This is a genomic window from Blastococcus sp. TF02A-30, from assembly GCF_003319185.1.
GTDB lineage: Bacteria > Actinomycetota > Actinomycetes > Mycobacteriales > Geodermatophilaceae > Blastococcus.
The window spans coordinates 381,697-397,562 of the sequence record NZ_QOHJ01000005.1; the positions used below are offsets into that span (position 1 = coordinate 381,697).

General features: G+C 73.3%; 13 protein-coding genes. 4 read left to right on the forward strand and 9 right to left on the reverse strand.

Annotated elements, in window-relative coordinates; translation table 11 throughout:
* Nucleotides 1-184: 184 nt before the first annotated feature.
* The 3 genes from DQ241_RS13715 to DQ241_RS13725 all read right to left on the reverse strand — a co-directional run bounded on the left by DQ241_RS13715 (nt 185) and on the right by DQ241_RS13725 (nt 3,018).
* Nucleotides 185-1,123 carry a DNA-3-methyladenine glycosylase gene (locus tag DQ241_RS13715; RefSeq protein WP_113830734.1) on the reverse strand — a complete coding sequence of 313 codons (939 nt, stop codon included), beginning with the start codon at nt 1,121-1,123 and terminating at the stop codon, nt 185-187.
* Nucleotides 1,124-1,281: 158 nt separating this feature from the next.
* Nucleotides 1,282-2,052, reverse strand: coding sequence for an SDR family NAD(P)-dependent oxidoreductase (locus DQ241_RS13720; protein ID WP_113830735.1), 771 nt, complete (start codon nt 2,050-2,052; stop codon nt 1,282-1,284).
* A 45-nt stretch (nt 2,053-2,097) separates the two neighbouring features.
* Nucleotides 2,098-3,018: a hypothetical protein gene (locus DQ241_RS13725; RefSeq protein ID WP_147252379.1), complete on the reverse strand. Its 921-nt coding sequence runs from the start codon at nt 3,016-3,018 to the stop codon at nt 2,098-2,100.
* 217 nt (nt 3,019-3,235) lie between these two features.
* Here DQ241_RS13725 and DQ241_RS13730 point away from each other — a divergent pair, with 217 nt between their 5' ends.
* Nucleotides 3,236-3,649 carry a polymer-forming cytoskeletal protein gene (locus tag DQ241_RS13730; protein ID WP_113830737.1) on the forward strand — a complete coding sequence of 138 codons (414 nt, stop codon included), beginning with the start codon at nt 3,236-3,238 and terminating at the stop codon, nt 3,647-3,649.
* A gap of 400 nt (nt 3,650-4,049) precedes the next feature.
* Here DQ241_RS13730 and DQ241_RS13735 read toward each other — a convergent pair whose 3' ends face one another.
* Together DQ241_RS13735 and DQ241_RS13740 are read right to left on the reverse strand one after the other, a co-directional pair.
* Nucleotides 4,050-5,474, reverse strand: a complete 1,425-nt coding sequence (locus tag DQ241_RS13735) for an SGNH/GDSL hydrolase family protein (protein WP_158545935.1) — start codon at nt 5,472-5,474, stop codon at nt 4,050-4,052.
* A 298-nt stretch (nt 5,475-5,772) separates the two neighbouring features.
* Nucleotides 5,773-7,005 (reverse strand): hypothetical protein, encoded by a 1,233-nt coding sequence (locus DQ241_RS13740; RefSeq protein ID WP_113830739.1) that lies wholly within the window; start codon nt 7,003-7,005, stop codon nt 5,773-5,775.
* A 429-nt stretch (nt 7,006-7,434) separates the two neighbouring features.
* Between DQ241_RS13740 and DQ241_RS13745 the strand changes: the two genes are divergently transcribed.
* The 3 genes from DQ241_RS13745 to DQ241_RS13755 all read left to right on the forward strand — a co-directional run bounded on the left by DQ241_RS13745 (nt 7,435) and on the right by DQ241_RS13755 (nt 11,883).
* Nucleotides 7,435-8,748 carry a lipopolysaccharide biosynthesis protein gene (locus DQ241_RS13745; RefSeq protein WP_147252380.1) on the forward strand — a complete coding sequence of 438 codons (1,314 nt, stop codon included), beginning with the start codon at nt 7,435-7,437 and terminating at the stop codon, nt 8,746-8,748.
* Nucleotides 8,739-9,749, forward strand: coding sequence for a glycosyltransferase family 2 protein (locus tag DQ241_RS13750; RefSeq protein WP_113830741.1), 1,011 nt, complete (start codon nt 8,739-8,741; stop codon nt 9,747-9,749). Before DQ241_RS13745 ends, DQ241_RS13750 begins: the two co-directional genes overlap by 10 nt.
* 205 nt (nt 9,750-9,954) lie before the next feature.
* On the forward strand, nt 9,955-11,883 hold the full coding sequence (locus DQ241_RS13755) for an HNH endonuclease signature motif containing protein (protein ID WP_113830742.1): 1,929 nt from the start codon (nt 9,955-9,957) through the stop codon (nt 11,881-11,883).
* Between the two features lie 50 nt (nt 11,884-11,933).
* Here the strand turns inward: DQ241_RS13755 and DQ241_RS13760 are convergent, their stop codons facing one another.
* The 4 genes from DQ241_RS13760 to DQ241_RS13775 all read right to left on the reverse strand — a co-directional run bounded on the left by DQ241_RS13760 (nt 11,934) and on the right by DQ241_RS13775 (nt 15,866).
* On the reverse strand, nt 11,934-12,356 hold the full coding sequence (locus DQ241_RS13760; protein ID WP_158545936.1) for a DUF2304 domain-containing protein: 423 nt from the start codon (nt 12,354-12,356) through the stop codon (nt 11,934-11,936).
* On the reverse strand, nt 12,353-13,174 hold the full coding sequence (locus tag DQ241_RS13765) for a glycosyltransferase family 2 protein (protein WP_199584511.1): 822 nt from the start codon (nt 13,172-13,174) through the stop codon (nt 12,353-12,355). The genes DQ241_RS13760 and DQ241_RS13765 overlap by 4 nt, the downstream gene beginning before the upstream one ends.
* Before the next feature lie 77 nt (nt 13,175-13,251).
* Complete coding sequence (locus tag DQ241_RS13770) at nt 13,252-14,652, reverse strand: acyltransferase (RefSeq protein ID WP_158545937.1); 1,401 nt, start codon at nt 14,650-14,652, stop codon at nt 13,252-13,254.
* 116 nt (nt 14,653-14,768) lie between these two features.
* Nucleotides 14,769-15,866: a mannose-1-phosphate guanylyltransferase gene (locus tag DQ241_RS13775; RefSeq protein ID WP_113830745.1), complete on the reverse strand. Its 1,098-nt coding sequence runs from the start codon at nt 15,864-15,866 to the stop codon at nt 14,769-14,771.

A 15,866-nucleotide genomic window follows, 5' to 3' on the forward strand; every position in this document is an offset into this window, starting at 1 on the left:
ATCGCGCAGGCGTGCGACACCTGCACCGGGACGGCGTTGCCGAGACGTTATGAGTCCGAGATGCCCGTTCGGCTGCAGTCAGGGCCGAGGGCGAGGCGTCTGTGGTGGCTGGGGCGCCTGCGTCTCCTGTCGTCGTCGCCGGAAGGCGGAGACCAGATCCGGGCGAGACCAGATCCGGGCGAGGTCAGATCCGCCGGTAGTTCGTCGGGGCGTTGCGCGGTCCCCGCCGCGGCGGGCGGCTGCCGCCGGCGATCAGCAGCCGGACGACGCGCTGCCGGTGCCCGCGCCAGGGCTCGAGGAGTTCGAGCATGCCGGCGTCGTCGGTCTTCCGGCCGGCCAGGGACCAGCCGACGATGTTCTTCAGGTGGTAGTCGCCGACGCTCACCGTGTCGGGGTCACCGAGGGTGCGCTGGACGACCTCCGCCGCCGTCCAGACGCCGATGCCGGGCACCGTGGTCAGCCGCCGCTGCAGGGTGGGTGAGTCGCAACCGGCGGGTTCGAGGCGGCCGGCCACGGAGGCGACGGCGCGCAGCGCGCGGCGGCGAGCGCCGTCCAGGCCGCAGGAGTGCCACTGCCAGTCCGTGACGTCGAGGACCCGCTGCGCCGACGGCACCACCCGCATGCCCTCGGGCGCCGGCCCCGGCGCCGCAGCACCGGCCAGCCGGATCAGCTCACGCCACACGCGGTGCGCCTCGACGACGGTCACCTTCTGCTCGAGGACGGCGGGGACGAGAGCGTCCCAGGTGCGGCCGGTGCCACCCAGCCGCAGCCACGGCATGCCGTGGTGCAGCCGGGCGACGAGGGGATGCCCGTCCGGCCGGAAGTCATCGACCTGGTCGTCGGCACCCAGCCAGCCAGGCACCCGCTCCCCCGCCCACGCCGCGCCCGGACCCCAGGCCGTGATGCGGACGGACCCACCGGCGTGGTCGATCCGGACGGTCGCCGGACCGTCGGGTGTCGTGGTCGTGCGCCAGGCCGCACCGGCGTCGTCGTAGCGCAGGGTCGGGTCACCGGCGCCGCGCTGGTGCGGCTGCAGCGCCCGCCGGAGGTCCAGCGGCCAGTCCGGTCGCCACTCGCTCTCGAAGGAGGGAGAGGTCGCCGCGGGAAGGACGGCGGTGCTCAACTGGTTCTCCTCGGCTGCGCGGCCTCGCTCGTGCGCACAGGAGCGGTGTGCGACCACGCCGGCGGGCTCTGGGCTCCGAGCTTCCCCGCCGGATCGTCAGCTGTCCAGGAGCACCCCGCCGTGGCGGGTACGTCGCGAAGGCGACGGTCCGGAACGGGTCAGCGAGGGGCCATGCGGAGCGCGCCGTCCATGCGGATGACCTCGCCGTTGAGGTAGCCGTGCTCGACGATCGCCAGCGCGAGCTGGGCGAAGTCCTCCGGCCGGCCCAGCCGCTTGGGGAACGGGATGCCGGCGGCCAGCGCGGTCCGGGCGTCCTCGGGGAGACCGGCCAGCAACGGGGTGTCGACGAGCCCGGGGGCGATCGTGCACACCCGGACGCCGACCGAGGAGAGGTCGCGCGCCGCCGGCAGGGTCAGCCCGACGATGCCGCCCTTGGACGCGGCGTACGCGGCCTGGCCGATCTGCCCGTCGTAGGCCGCGATCGACGCCGTGTTGACCACCACGCCGCGCTCGCCGTCCTCCGTCGGCTCGGTGCGCGCCATCGCGGCCGCGGCGAGCCGGAGCACGTTGAAGGTGCCGACCAGGTTCACCATCACGGTGCGGGTGAAGGCGTCGAGCTCGTGCGGCACGCCGTCCCGGCCGACCACCCGCCCGGCGTAGCCGATCCCGGCGCAGTTGATCGCGATGCGCAGCGGGCGGTCCTTCCCGGTGGCGTCCTCGATGGCCGCCTGGACCGATGCCTCGTCCGTGACGTCGGTGCGGACGAAGGTCGTGTGCCCACCCAGCTCGGCGGCCAGCGCCTGGCCACGCTCCTCCTGCAGGTCGAGGATGGTGACGGCGGCGCCGCGGGCGGCCAGCGCGCGCGTGGTGGCCGCCCCCAGGCCGGAAGCGCCACCGGACACGACCGCAGCGACGTCGAGGTTCTTCATGCCCCGGACATTAATGGGGGCCCTACGGCCTGCTGGTGCGACGTGTCACGGCAGGCTCTCGCACGCCCGCAGGTTGCCGTCCGCGTCGAGACCGGCCACGTCGCCGTAGGCGGGGTAGTAGCGGGTGAACCACGCCTGCGCCTGCGCCTGGGTGGCGAAGTCTGCACAGTCCACGTCGGCGGGCCGTCCCGGCGGCACAGGGGCCGGAACGGGGACGATATCGCGGCGGACACCCAGGGTGTCGAGACCGTCGGCGTTCCAGTCTCCGGTGAACGCGGTGTCCGTGGGCTCGCCGTACGCGAACACCGTGTCGGCCACCCCTGAGGTCAGGGAGTTCCGGAGGAAGTAGGTGCTCCCCCGCCGGACACCGAGCGTGTCACCGGCCTGGCCCGCCGACCAGCGGCCGACCAGGACGACGTCGCCCGGGTCCCCGTACAGGAACTCGCCCGAGGCAACCCCGGTCGACAGATCGTTCTTGACGAAGTAACGGCCACCCCGGCGGACGGTCAGGGTGTCCCCGCCCTGGCCGTCCCAGTCGCCCACCAGCACGGTGTCGCCCGGATCGCCGTAGGAGAAGACCACGTCGGCCGTGCCCGTGCTGACGGTGTTCTTGACGAAGTAGGTGCCGCCGCGGCGGACCACGAGCGTGTCCGAGCCGTTGCCGTCCCAGTCGCCCACCAGCACGGTGTCGCCCGGGTCCCCGTAGGAGAAGACGACGTCCGCGGGGCCCGACGTGGCGCTGTTCCTGGCGTAGAAGCTGTTCCCTCGCCGCACCATCAGGGTGTCCGTGCCGTTGCCGTCCCAGTCGCCGACGTGGACGTCGTCCAGCCGCTCACCGTACGTGAGGACCCGATTGGCCTGGCCGGTGAAGGCGTCGTTGAGGTAGTAGCCGACGCCGGAGCCCCCGATCGGCGTGCCCTGGGCAGCGGCCGGAGCGGCCCCCGCCCCGAGCAACCCAGCTGTCACGACGGCTGTTGTCACGCCTGCCCGCGTCCGACGTCCCACGATGACCCCCGCTTCCGCGCCTCCGTGACGCCCCCAGACCTTGGCACGGGATCCGCCGCATGACCACTTCCGAGACCCGCTCGTCCCAGGAGCCCCGCCCTCCTTCTCCCCGGGGGTCCGCGGAACCCCCCGGTGACCGGACGTATCTTCGGGCTTCGGATCCGAGAGAGGTTGCGGCATGTTCAAGAAGCTGACCGGCCACGTACAGGGGCCCCTGGCGGTCAACGGCGCGCTCGAGATCGAGGGGACGCTCCACGGAGGGGCCACGGTCACCGGCCAGCTGACTCTCACCGGCACGTGCAACGGCCCGATCGAGGTCCGCCTGGACGGACAGGCCGACGTCTCCGCGGTCGTGAACGGTGACGTGCACGTGCGCGGCGGGAAGCTTCGCTTCCGAGGGATCATCGACGGACTGCTTGGTATCAAGCCGGAGGCCGACGTGCTGTTCGCCGTGGGCACGATCCTGAACGGCCGCCGACTGGAGGAGGACGGCTCGTGGACGCCGGTCCGCGGCCCGGTGCGTTTCAACATTCCTGAGGACGCCCCGATGATGCGGGCGCAGCCCGACGGCAGCTGGGTGCCGGCCACCTGAGTCGGCGCTCGGCGAGCCGGTCGACCGTCCGCGAACGCCGAAGAACCTGCGTGGTGGCGAACGGACCGGGGTGTCCTGAGCGCGCCTGCCGCGCGTTCCCGTGCAGGCCACCTACACTTTGCTCAATCTCAGCGCTCAGCGGCTCGAACGCTCCCGCCGCACGACTCTGAGGGTGTTGTCGCTGTCGCCCCACTGACCGCGCCGGCGCTGGTGCCCGGGCCCTGGCTATGACGGCCCCCCTCGATCGCCGGGGCTCGGGCACTTGCCGAGCGGAGGCAACCCTCCTCCGCGACCAGGTCCGAAGCGACTCAGCGCCCGCCGCACGTATGCGGATCTCCGCCCCGTCGCCGCGTCCTCGGCTGGAGCAGGACGGCGGCTCGGCCCCGGGAGGCGTTACCGGTCAGACCGGGTCGCAGGCCAGCGCGGTATCGCCCGGATCGCCGAAGACGAACGACGTCACCTCGGTGGTGGGGGTGGCGACACCTGCCGTGAGCGACCCCCCGGCGAGGAACCACTGCGCCGTCGCGGGGCGGAAGACCCCGACCCGGTCGGATCCGTCCACGTCCGACCAGCCCCAGGCGCCGACCAGCCCCTGGTCGCCGGGATTCCCGAACGGGATGGCGGTCACCGCCGTGGCCGACCTCGCCGCCGGTTCGGCGATGAAGAACGTCGAGGTCTCGGACCGGTGGACACCGAGCGTGGTGCCGGTGCCGGTCGCGGAGTAGAGGAAGCCCCGGTCGCCCGGCCGACCGAGGACCAGGGAGCCGGCGTCGGGACCGGACGGCCCCGGGACCTGCTCGACGAATGCGCTCTGCGAAGGACGCCGCAGGATCACCGCACGGCCCCACGGCGAGGCGGACGAGCCGTTCTGGACCAGCTGGTCGCCTGGCCGGCCGACGGGAACGGCCTCGACCACCCCACCGCCGTCGACGAGGTCCGACGCGGCGTAGAGGATGCCGGTCGAGGGCCGGTAGACCGCGGGCATGCACCGGCCGCTCGCGTCCGGAAGGAGGCCGGGCACGTCGCCGGCCTCCCCGAACGTCATCGTCGCGACCGGGCCGAGCTGGCCCCCCTGGGTGCTGGCGAGGTGGAACCACCGGCCTCCGTGCGGCCCCACGCGGGAGACGCCGATCACCGCGGCCTGACGCGAGTTCAGTGCCCCGGTCCTGTGCGGGACCGCCCCGGGAACGGACACTCGGATCGCCCCGGCGACCGCGTGCCCCAGCTCGGCGTGACCGGTTGCCGTCGGATGCGCCCGGTCCGGCCCCACCTCGTAGCGCATCGGCAGACCGTCGACGTACCGGTCACCGGCGGCCACGACGGCCTGCCGGATCGCCTCGGCGTTGGCGAGCATGTTGGGGTAGCTGCCGGTGAACGTTCCGGGGCCCGGGTCGAACATGCCGACGACCGTGACCTCGGCCAGCGGAGCCTGCGCATGGATGAGCGCCAGGGTGCGGGTCACGGCCGCGCCCACCTGGGCCGGTTCATAGGCGATGTCGTTGAAGCCGCCCTGCACGACCACCTGGCTCACCGTCGGTGGGAGCGGATCCAGGGCCAACGCCACCTCGTACGGCTGGTACGTCCCCCGGTTGACGTAGCCGGCGCCCGGATAGGCGCGGACCGACTCCACGAACCAGCCGAGTTCGAGGGCGGCGTAGTGCTGCCAGGCCCGCGTGGGTGTGGCGCCGACGCCGGCGGCGTACGAGTCGCCCACGACGGCGACGGAGATCCCCGTCGGCGGCGGTGCGACCTCGCCGCGCAGCTGACCACCCGCGAGGGCGATGAGAGCGAAGAACGTGGCGATGGTCTTGGCGCCGATGAGCACTGCGTCTTCCCCCGGAGGTCTGACACCCGCGAGCAGCCTGCCTCAGCGGCGTGCTTCGCACCGGGTGCGACGTCGATAACCCGCCGGAGCGACTCGCTGCCAGCGGGGTCACCGTACGTCGGTCTGTGACGGAACCGTCGCACCCAGGCACGTCCGGCGTGGCGGACCCCGTCGGACGCAGGAACGACCGAACCCCCGCCCGGGCCCGGAGGCCCGACCGGGGGTGCGGTCGTTCAGTGCGGTGGTGCAGTGCCGGCCTCAGTCCCCGGAGGGAGAGTCCGACGGTGTCAGCCGAGCATCAGCGGCGGACGCCGAACCCGTCACCGGTGATCACGGACTCGTCGTCGCCCGTGGTGCCGGCGTCGTCGGCGATGTCGTCGCCGTAGGCGTCGACAGCCGGGCTGGCCAGCTTCGCGACGAAGACGGCGTCGTTGACCTCACCGAAGGCGAACACGCGGGAAGCGACCGGGTTCTTCTTGTCCGCACGGGCAGCCTCGAGCTCGGTGCTCAGGTGGTAGATGTTGCCCCGCCGGATCGCCAGCTGGTCGGCACCGTCGGCGTCCGCCGGGGGCTTCGCAGCGGTCGAGCCGACGCGCGGGGTGGGCTGGGTGGCCCAGTCGCCCACGAGGACGGCGTCGCCGCGGTCACCGAAGTAGAACGTGTAGTCGGCGATACCGGTGGTGATCGCGTTCTTCACGAAGAACTGGTTGCCGCGCTGGATCATGATGGTGTCGCCCTTGCCAGGCTTCGCCGGGACGTCGGCCGGCACGGCCGGCGACGCCCCGTCGGTGAAGTCACCGTCGCCGTTGTTGTCAACACCGGTGCCGGGCTGACGGTCGCCGGCGTCCAGGTAGCTGCCGTTGCCGTTCGCGTCCCAGCCGGTGTCGGTCGCCGGGGTGACGTCGGCCGCGTAGGCCGGCGTGCCCTTGTCCATGACGCCGTTGCCGTTGTGGTCGACAGCGGGCGTGCTGGCGGAGAACTCGCCGTCCCAGTTGCCGACGAGGACGGTGTCGCCCGCGTCGCCGTAGAAGAACTCGCTGTCGGCCTTGCCGGTGGTGAAGCTGTCGTTCTTCACGAAGAAGTGGTTGCCACGACGCACGGCCAGCGAGTCGGTCTTGGCGTCGGCCTCGTCCACACCGAACACGGTGTCGGTGGCGTCGCCGTCGCCGTTCAGGTCGGCACCCTCGCCGTCCCAGTTGCCGACGAGGACCTCGTCGTCCGGGTTGCCGTAGGCGAACACGATCGCCTTACCGTCGGGGTCGTTGACGTAGTAGATGTTGGCGCGACGAACCATCGGGACGTCCTCGCCGGTGCCGAACCAGTCGCCGTAGTAGACCTGGTCGCCGACGTTGCCGTAGGCGTACACCTTCTGCGCAACGCCGGTGGTGTTGAGTGCGCCGGAGAGGAAGAACGCGTTGCCCCCGCTGGGGAGCGGGTTGCCCTGTGCTGCGGCCGGGCCGACGGCCGTGGCGAGGATGCCGGCCGTCAGACCCGCGGTCAGGAAGCTGACCGTAAGAGTGCGCTTGCTCATGAGAATGGAACCCCCATCGATCGCGCCCCGTGTTGGGCGACTGACGGAAAGTTAGCAGCGGCGGAGTTCGAAGCAAGGACATCAGACGGCGGGATTGGTGCGTGTCGGCGCGAATCGATGTGTGGAGTTGCGCCTGAGCGGCTCGTCATCGGCGACCGGACGGAATGTCTCCCCGAAGGTGTCCGGTCGCACCTGACAGATGTTGCTATGTGCCGCCCGACACGCGGCGTTTCGGCCCGATCGAGTCCGCGACGTAGGTCGACACGCGCCTTTTCGGCCCCGGGCCCCACTCGCCCCCCACGTCACACCGGCCCCGCCAGTCGCGTGACCGAGGGCCCACCGGCGGCGACTGCGGCTGGACGCGGCCGCCTCCCTGTGGCGCCATAGGCTGAGGTCGAGCGCCTCGCGGCGCACCGAGGGGGAAGCAGAGTGGCGAGGCAACTACCCGCTGCGGTCCGGCAGATCGGCCCGGTGGCCGTCGGGCTCGGCGTCCTGGGGCTCGCCTCTGTCGCCTTCCTCTCCGTCTGCGGGTACGCCTTGGGGCCCGCGGAACTGGCGCCGCTGGGCACCCTGTGGGTGCTCATCAACGCGCTCGGCCCCGCCCTCTTCCAGCCGCTCGAGCAGGAGATCGGCCGATCGACGGCCCACCGGGACGCCTCCGGGCAGGGAGCCCGGCCGGTCTTCCTCCGCGCCTGCCTCCTCGCGCTCGCCGTCGTCGTCCTCGCTGGCCTCGCCCTCCTGGTGGGCAGCCGACCGCTCGCCGACGCCGTCTTCCACGGCGAGCAGGTGATGGTGCTGGCGCTGTTCCTCGGCCTGGTCGGGCTCTGCGCGGAACACCTGACGCGCGGGGCGTTCGCCGGCGGGCAGTTCTTCCCGCGCTACGGCGCCCAGCTGGCTATCGACGGCGTGCTGCGGATCGGCTCCGCCGCCGTCCTCGCCGTCATCGGGATCGCCACCGCCGGCTGGTACGGCCTGGGACTCGCGCTCGCGCCCGTGCTGGCCGTCGCGCTCACCGCGCGCCGGCTCGGCCCCGCGCTCCTGCCCGGCCCCCCGGACCCGCCGGGCCACCTGCGCCGCGCCATCGGCTGGCTGACCCTGGGTGCCCTGGCGAGCCAGTTCGTGGTGAACGCCGCACCGGTCGCGGTGAACGTCCTGGCCGGGGCGGAGGAGCAAGCGCGCGCCGGCATCTTCATCAGCGTGCTGGTGCTCGCCCGGGTACCGCTCTTCCTGTTCGCCGCCATCCAGGCCTCCTTCCTGCCCGGCATGGCGGCGCTCGCCGCGGCCGGCGACGTCGCCGGGTTCCGACGACGGCTCGACCTCGTCGCCGGGGGCGTCGCGGCCCTGGGCGCGGCGGGCCTGGTCGTCATCGTGGCGCTCGGCCCGTGGCTGGTCCGCCTCCTCTACGGGCCGGATTTCGTCACCACGCGTTCCGACCTCTGGCCCCTGGCCGCCGCGAGCGGCCTGTTCATGGTCGGCTCCGCCGTGGGGCAGGCCCTCATCTCGGTCCGCGGCTACCGCGCCTCGGTGGTCGGCTGGACCTCCGGCGCCGCCACCTTCCTCCTCGCCCTGCTGCTGCCGCTGCGCCTCGAGCTTCGGGTGGGTTACGCCTTCCTCGCCGCGAGCGCCGTCGCCCTCGTGGTCCTCGCGGTGGCGATGCGGCTGCGACTGCGGCACCCCCTCACCTCGGCGCCGCTCGACCCGGTGCCGGCGCCCGTCGACCGGAAGGACTCCTCGTGGACGTGACCGCGGTGGTGCTCGCCTACGGGGAGCAGCCCTACCTGTACGAGGTGGTCGACCGGCTGCTGGCCTCCGTCGACGTCGACGTGCGGGTGGTCGTCGTCGACAACGGGTGCACCAGCCCCTCGCTCGAACCGCTGCGCGACCGCCCCGGCGTCCAGGTGCTCGACCCCGGCACGAACACCGGCTTCACCGGCGGGTGCAACCTCGGCGCGGCCGCGACGGACACCGAGTACCTGACGTTCATCAACTCGGATGCGCTCGTGGAACCGGGTGCGCTCGCCGCTCTCATCGCCGTGGCCGCCCGGCCGGAGGTCGGCCTGGCCTCGGCCAGCCTGCGCCTGGCCGCCACCCCCGAGCTGCTCAACACCGACGGCAACCCGGTGCACGTGCTCGGCCTGTCCTGGGCGGGGCACCTCGGGGAGCGGGCCGACGCGCACGCCGTCGAGAAGCCGGTGCCCAGCGCGACCGGGGCGGCGGTCGCCTGCCGCCGCGAGGTGTGGAACGCCCTGGGCGGCTTCACCGAGCCGTTCTTCGCCTACTGCGAGGACGCGGACCTGTCCCTGCGCTGCTGGCAGCAGGGGTGGGACGTCGTGTACGTGCCGTCGGCCGTCGTGCTGCACCACTACGAGTTCGGCCGGAACCCGTCGAAGTTCTACCTGCTCGAGCGCAACCGCCTGACCATGGTGCTCAGCCTCTACCAGCGCCGCACGCTGCTGCTCCTCTCCCCCGCGCTGCTCGGGTTCGAGCTCGCCATGCTGCTGGTCGCGGCCGCCGGGGGCTGGCTGCCGGCCAAGCTCCGGGGCTACCGCTGGCTGGTCCGCGAGCACCGCTGGCTGACCACCCACCGGCGCGCGGTGCAGGCGGTGCGCCGCCGCAGCGACCGGCAGCTGGCCCACCTGCTCACCGCGCGGTTCGACCAGAGCGTCCTGCCGCTACCGGTCGGCGGCGGACTGCTCAACGCCGTGATGAACGGCTACTGGCAGCTGGTGCGCCGGCTGCTGTAGCGCTGCTCTTCTGGGCGGGGCCGGCCCTTCGAGGTGTTCGCCGGCTCGACAGAGTGCGGAGATGCGTCGATCTCCCTGCAGCGCATGAGGCGTCCGTGCACCCTGTCGGCCCGACCCAGCCGGGGCCGTCAGGAGTCTGCTCTGCCCGCGTCTTCCGGCGGCTTCTGGCTGGTCGACGGCCCGCACAACCGGTACCATCGAACACGTGTTCGACACTGAGGTGGTGCTGGCGGACGAGGAGTACGTCGCCTACTTCCGCGCCTGCCTCGACACACCGTTCGGCCAGGACTACCCCGACGCCGCCGCCTTCGTCCGCGACGAGCAGCAGCGCTTCTTCGACGCACGAGCCCGGCTGCTGTCCGCCGGCGCGCGGAACCTGGATGCGGCGGTGGCTGCCGACCGCGCGGCGGCCCGCGTCGCCGCCGAACGCGCCTGGGCGCTGGCCTCCTTCGCGCGCAACCGCCCGGCGGCGATGTTCGACCGCGCGCAGGGCGAGGTCGGTGCAGCCTCGGCGGCCTCGCGCGCGGCGCGTCCCGACGGGCTCGCCGAGGTCAGCGAATGGGCGGTCGACGAGGCGGCAGCAACGCTGAGCGTCAGCGGACGCACCGCATCGACCATGCTGCTCGAAGCGGTCACGCTGGTGGAGCAGCTGCCGGCCACCCTCGCCGCGTTGAGCCGCGGAGACATCTCCCCCGCCCACGCACGCCTGATCGTCGACTACGCCGGCCCGGTGTCCACGCCGGAGAAGCGCGCGGCGGTCGAGGCTGCCGTCCTGCCCCGAGCTCCGCAGCAGACCGTCGCCGCGCTTCGCGCCTGCCTCAAGCGGGCGCTCGCCCGCATCGACGCCGCCGCAGCCGCGGACCGCCTGGCGAAGGCGGTGCGCGACCGGCACGTGCGGCTGGACGCCCGCGACGACGGGATGGCGGCACTGACCATCGTGCTGGCCGGGCCGCTGGGCCGCGCCGTCCACCAGGCGCTGAGCGAGTACGCGAAGGCCTGCGCCGTCGACGAGAACGGCGAGCGCGACCCACGGACCCACCAGCAGCGCATGACCGACTGCGCGGCCGACCTCATCCTCCGGCCGCACGCCGACCACCCGGTGGTCAAGGTGCTCCTGACGCTCATCGCCGGGGTGGACACCCTCACCGGCGAGGGACCCGGAGCCGACGAGCCCGGCGAGGTGGACGGCGAGCTCGTGCCCGCGGCGATGGTCCGGGAACTGGCCTATGCGCTCGGCTTCCTCCCGCGCCCCGCAGCAGACCAGCCCGACACCACCGGCCCCGAGACGCACCGCGACGCCACCCCCGACACCGATGCCCCCACCCCGACCGGCATCGAGGACGAGGACCCCGCCGCCCCCACGAGCGAGGCCCCGGCTCCCGCCGAGGACCAGGACGCGGCGCGCCTCGCCGCACTGCGAGCCGAGGAGCTGGCCGCTGCCGAGGCGCTCGTCTCGGCCCACGCCGACATGCACCCACCCGCCGGGGCAGCACCGCCCGGGCGAACTTCCGATGGCCGGGCCGGTGCAGAAGTCAGCGCATCCGTGCGGGAGGCATTGACCCGGCTGCTGGACATCCGGCGGCTGATCGACACCGCGCTCGCGGAGCGGCCGCGCATCGCGCTGACCGACCAGCTGACCGGCGCGCTCCTGGCGCTGACCGACAGCATCGAACTCCGGGCGGCCGCCGCGTCAGGACGCGGGCTCGGGCCACCACCGGGCACCGACGCCTACGCGCCCACCGATCCACTGCACCGCTTCGTCAAGCTCCGCGATCGGCGATGCCGGTTCCCGGGCTGCCGCGCCCGCGCCCGCTGCTGCGACCTCGACCACCAGGTCCCCCACCCCCACGGGCCGACCGCGCACGACAACCTCGCCTGCCTCTGCGAGCACCACCACCGGCTGTCCCACCAGGCTCCGGGCTGGCAGCTGCACCGCGACGAGGACGGCGGCCTGGTGTGGACCCTGCCCGGCGGGCTCGTCCTCACCACCTACCCGCCGGCCTTCGGCACCGACGACGGCAGCACGCCGACCGTGACGCCGGCACCCCGCACCGGGCAGCAGGAGTACGCCGACCTGCTCGCCACCCTCAGAACGAGCCGCCCCGTTCCGGCCAGCACCCTCATCCCGTTCTGAGACCCACGGCGAGGCCGGCACCCTGCGCACGGCCTGGGGAAGGGCAGGTCCTACCGGTGGGCGGGGTGCTGCTCGACGCCGCGAGGAACCGCCAGCGGCCCCTGGTCCACCCGCTGCCCTGAGCCGGTGCCCGCCGCCTCCGCGTACCGGAGCACCGCGTCCGACAACGCCACCTGCCGGGCCAGCAGCACAATCCGTGCCTCCTGCTCCCGGAACCGGGCACTCGTGCTGCCCACCAGGTAGATGATCACCACCGCCAGGACGTACAGCAGCAGGTCGGTGCCACGGGTGACCCCCACCGCGTCGGCCAGGGCCTGCAGCAGGTCCGGGAACATCACCGCCAGCGCCCCCGCGACGACGGTGAGAGCCGCGACGATCTTCCGGCGGGCCTGGCCGCGCAGCGACGCCCGCGACCGGAGCGATAGCACCACGGCCAGCACGAGCGCCGGCACCAGCACGATTTGGATGATCACTTGCGACTCCAGTGGGTGACCCGGTGAGCAGCCACCTCGGCGAGGATGTTGATGCTGTTGAGCAGCGGCTGACCCTTGGCCCGCGAGTAGTCCGTGTACAGGATGTGCACCGGGTACTCGGTGATCCGGTACTCGGGCCGGGTGAGGTAGCGCTCCAGCTCCGAGGCGTACGCCATGCCGGCGTAGGACAACCGCACGTCCGCGGCCACGTGCCGCGCCACGATCCGCAGCCCGTTGTGCGCGTCGGTCAGCCGCGTGGTGTTACCCCGGTTGAGCAGCTTCGCGGCGGTCCGCAGGATCACCCGCCGCAGCCAGCTCATCTGCGTCGGCCCGTCGCCCTCCAGGAACCGCGACCCCATGACGACGTCGTAGCCCTCGCGGATCTTCTCGATCATGCCCAGCAGGTCGGGCAGCTGGTGCTGGCCGTCGGCGTCGAAGCAGGCGATGTACTGCGCGTCGGTGAGCAGCAGCGCCGCCTCGAACCCGGTCTGCAGCGCACCGCCGGCCCCCAGGTTGACCGGGTGGCTCACCCGGAACGCCCCGGCCTTGTCGATCTCCTCGGCCGAGCCGTCGGTGCTGGCGTCGTCCACCGCGATCACCCGCAGACCCGCGGCCACGAGTTCGGCGATGACCCCCCCGACGACGGGCGCCTCGTTGTACACCCGGACGACGACGACAGTGTCGTCCCAGGGCCCGCGGACCTGGCCGGAGAACTCGGCCGGTCGGGTCCCGCGCTCGTCCCCTCCCGCGTCCATCGGCAGCGATGCTAGCCGTGCCGCCGGGCGAAGCCGGCCGTCCTGCAGCGCCTGCACGCTCATCCGTGCGGTCTCCTTCGGTCGATCAGGGTCAGGGACAGCGGGTCTGCGGGGGTGGGACCGGCCCCGCCCGGGCGCGCTCAGCTGCCGGCGTGCCGGGCGCGCGTCGGCACCGCAACCCGTGGCCCTGCAGCCGCGTACGAGGCCCCCGTTCGCACCGCGACCCGCGGCCCGGCGGCCGCGTTCGAGCGCGTGCCGGCGTGCGGCTGCACGGGGATCGGCCCCGCCCCGAGCGGTCCGACCGCAGGCACGGGGGCGGCCAGCCGAACCGTTTCCGCCGGGTCAGGCACCGGAGGTGCAACCCGCCGACGCACCACCCGGCCGGCCCACCCCGCCAGCAGCTGGCTCGGCCGCTCGACTGCCCGGTGGAACACGACGGCGACCAGGAAGCTCACCGGGACGCCCACGGCCAGCACGACCAGCACCCCAAGCGGCGTCGACGGCACCAGCGTCGCCACCGACACCACGATCGGCTCGTGCACCAGGTACAGGGAGAACGACACGGTGCCGAGCCACTGCAGCGGCCGGCTGTTCCCGAGCGCGCGCAACGAGCGGCAGTGCAGGAAGCAGAAGACCAGCACCGCCGCACCGAGCACCCCGGCCGGCCGCCCGATCGGCGACCACAGCGTCGGGTCGCCGACGACCAGCTTCAGCCACCACTCACCCAGCAGCACCAGCACGCCCAGCCCGCCGAGGCCGCTCCACATCAGCCCCGACCGCGCCGACCCGTTGATCCGGTCGGCCCACGCACGCAGCGTCGGCAACCGCTGGGCCAGCAGCACGCCCACCGCGAACACCATCAGGTAGCTGAGCCGCTCGTGCCCCCGCGCGGTGGCCCAGCCGCAGGCGAGCAGCACCGCGGGCACCGACCCCCACAGCGGCACGGCCAGCGGCCGCGCCAGCACCACGAACACCGGCAGCAGCAACGAGAAGGCGACCTCGAACTCCAGCGACCACAGCGCGGAGTTCAGCCAGCCGGTGCCGTCGAGCAGCCACGCGTCGTGGACCAGTGTCAACAGCTGCACCGGCACGGCGTGCGCGTTCATCCACCAGCTCTGCGCCGGGTCGGCGGTCCGCGGGAACAGCGTCACCAGCGCCCCGGTCAGCGCGACCGCCACGATGACCGGCACGTACAGGCGCAGCACCCGCTTGCAGTAGTACGGCAGCCAGGTCCCCGGCCGGGAAGGCCGCAGGTGCGGCAGGGCCAGCACCAGCCCGCTGAGCACGAAGAAGACCAGCACCGCCTCGCCGCCGGCCCACAGCAGGTGCGCAGGCGTGTAGGTCAGCCACCAGGTCGCTGCGCTCCGGTCCGGAGCGGCGGCCTGCGCTGCCAGCGACGGCAGCACCAGTGCGCAGTGGTGGACGACGACCACGAGCGCGGCGAGGCCGCGCAGCCCGTCGAGCGACGTCAGCCGCTCGGAGGGAGCGGCCGCCGCCGGGATCGACCGACGGGTGTCGCCCGCGGCGTGCCTGCTGCTCACCGGTCCACCGTGCACCAGCGCCCACCCTGGAGGCGACCAACACTCCGACGGACCGTTACGTCACTAACACATGGAGTGACTGGTGCCCCACGAGTCCCACGTCCCGCACCGCACGGTCACGAGAAGCGCCGACCCTGCCGATCTTCCACGGCTGCCAGCAGCTGCTTGACCCGCTCGGCGTCCCCGACCGGGCACACCATCGTCACGTCCGCGGTGTGCACCACCACGCTGTCGCGCACCCCGACCAGGGCCACCAGGTGCTCGGGGTCGTCGCTGAGCACCACGTTGCCGGTGCCGTCGACCACCACCGTCAGCCCGCGCACCGCGTTGCCCGCGCCGTCGTCGTCGAGCGTGGCCGCCAACGCCGGCCAGGAGCCCACGTCGAGCCAGTCGACGTCGAGGTCGACCACCAGCACCCGCCCCGGCTCGCTCGCCGCCGGCTCCAGCACCGCGTAGTCGACGCTGATCTTCGGCAGCGTCGGGAACACCTCGGCCAGCACCGCCTCCCGAGCCGGGCCGGCCGGTGCGGCGACCACCCGCGCCAGCCCGGCAGCCGACTCGGGCAGGTGCTCGGCCAGCGCGTCGAGCACGGTCTGCGCCCGCCACACGAACATCCCCGAGTTCCAGAGGTGCCCGCCCCCGGCGAGGTAGCGCTCGGCGGTCGCCCGGTCCGGTTTCTCGGTGAACGAGGCCACCTCCGCGACGCCGTCCGCGACCGGCGGGCCCTTCCGCACGTAGCCGAAGCCGGTGGCCGGCGAGGTCGGCGTCACGCCCAGCGTGACCAGCGCCCGCGGCCGCACCGCGAGGACCTCGTACGCGGAGCGCAGCGCCGCCGCGAACCGCTCCACCGGCCGGATGACGTGGTCGGCGCTCACCACGGCCAGCTCAGCGTCCGGATCGACGTCGGCCACGAGGGCAGCGGTCAACCCCACGGCGTTCGCGGTGTCCCGCGGCACGGGCTCCAGCACCAGGCGGTCGGCGGCCAGCTCGGGCAGCGCGGTCCGCACCTGCTCGGCGTAGCGCACTGCGGTGCACACCCAGATCTGCCCGGTCGGCAGCACCGCCTGCAACCGGGTGAACGCCTCCCGCAGGAGGCTGTGCGCCCCGCCGTCGCCGTCGGCCAGGACGTCCAGCAGCTGCTTGGGCCGCCCGGCCCGCGACAACGGCCACAGCCGCGTGCCCGAGCCGCCGGCCATGATGACCGCGTGCCGCAC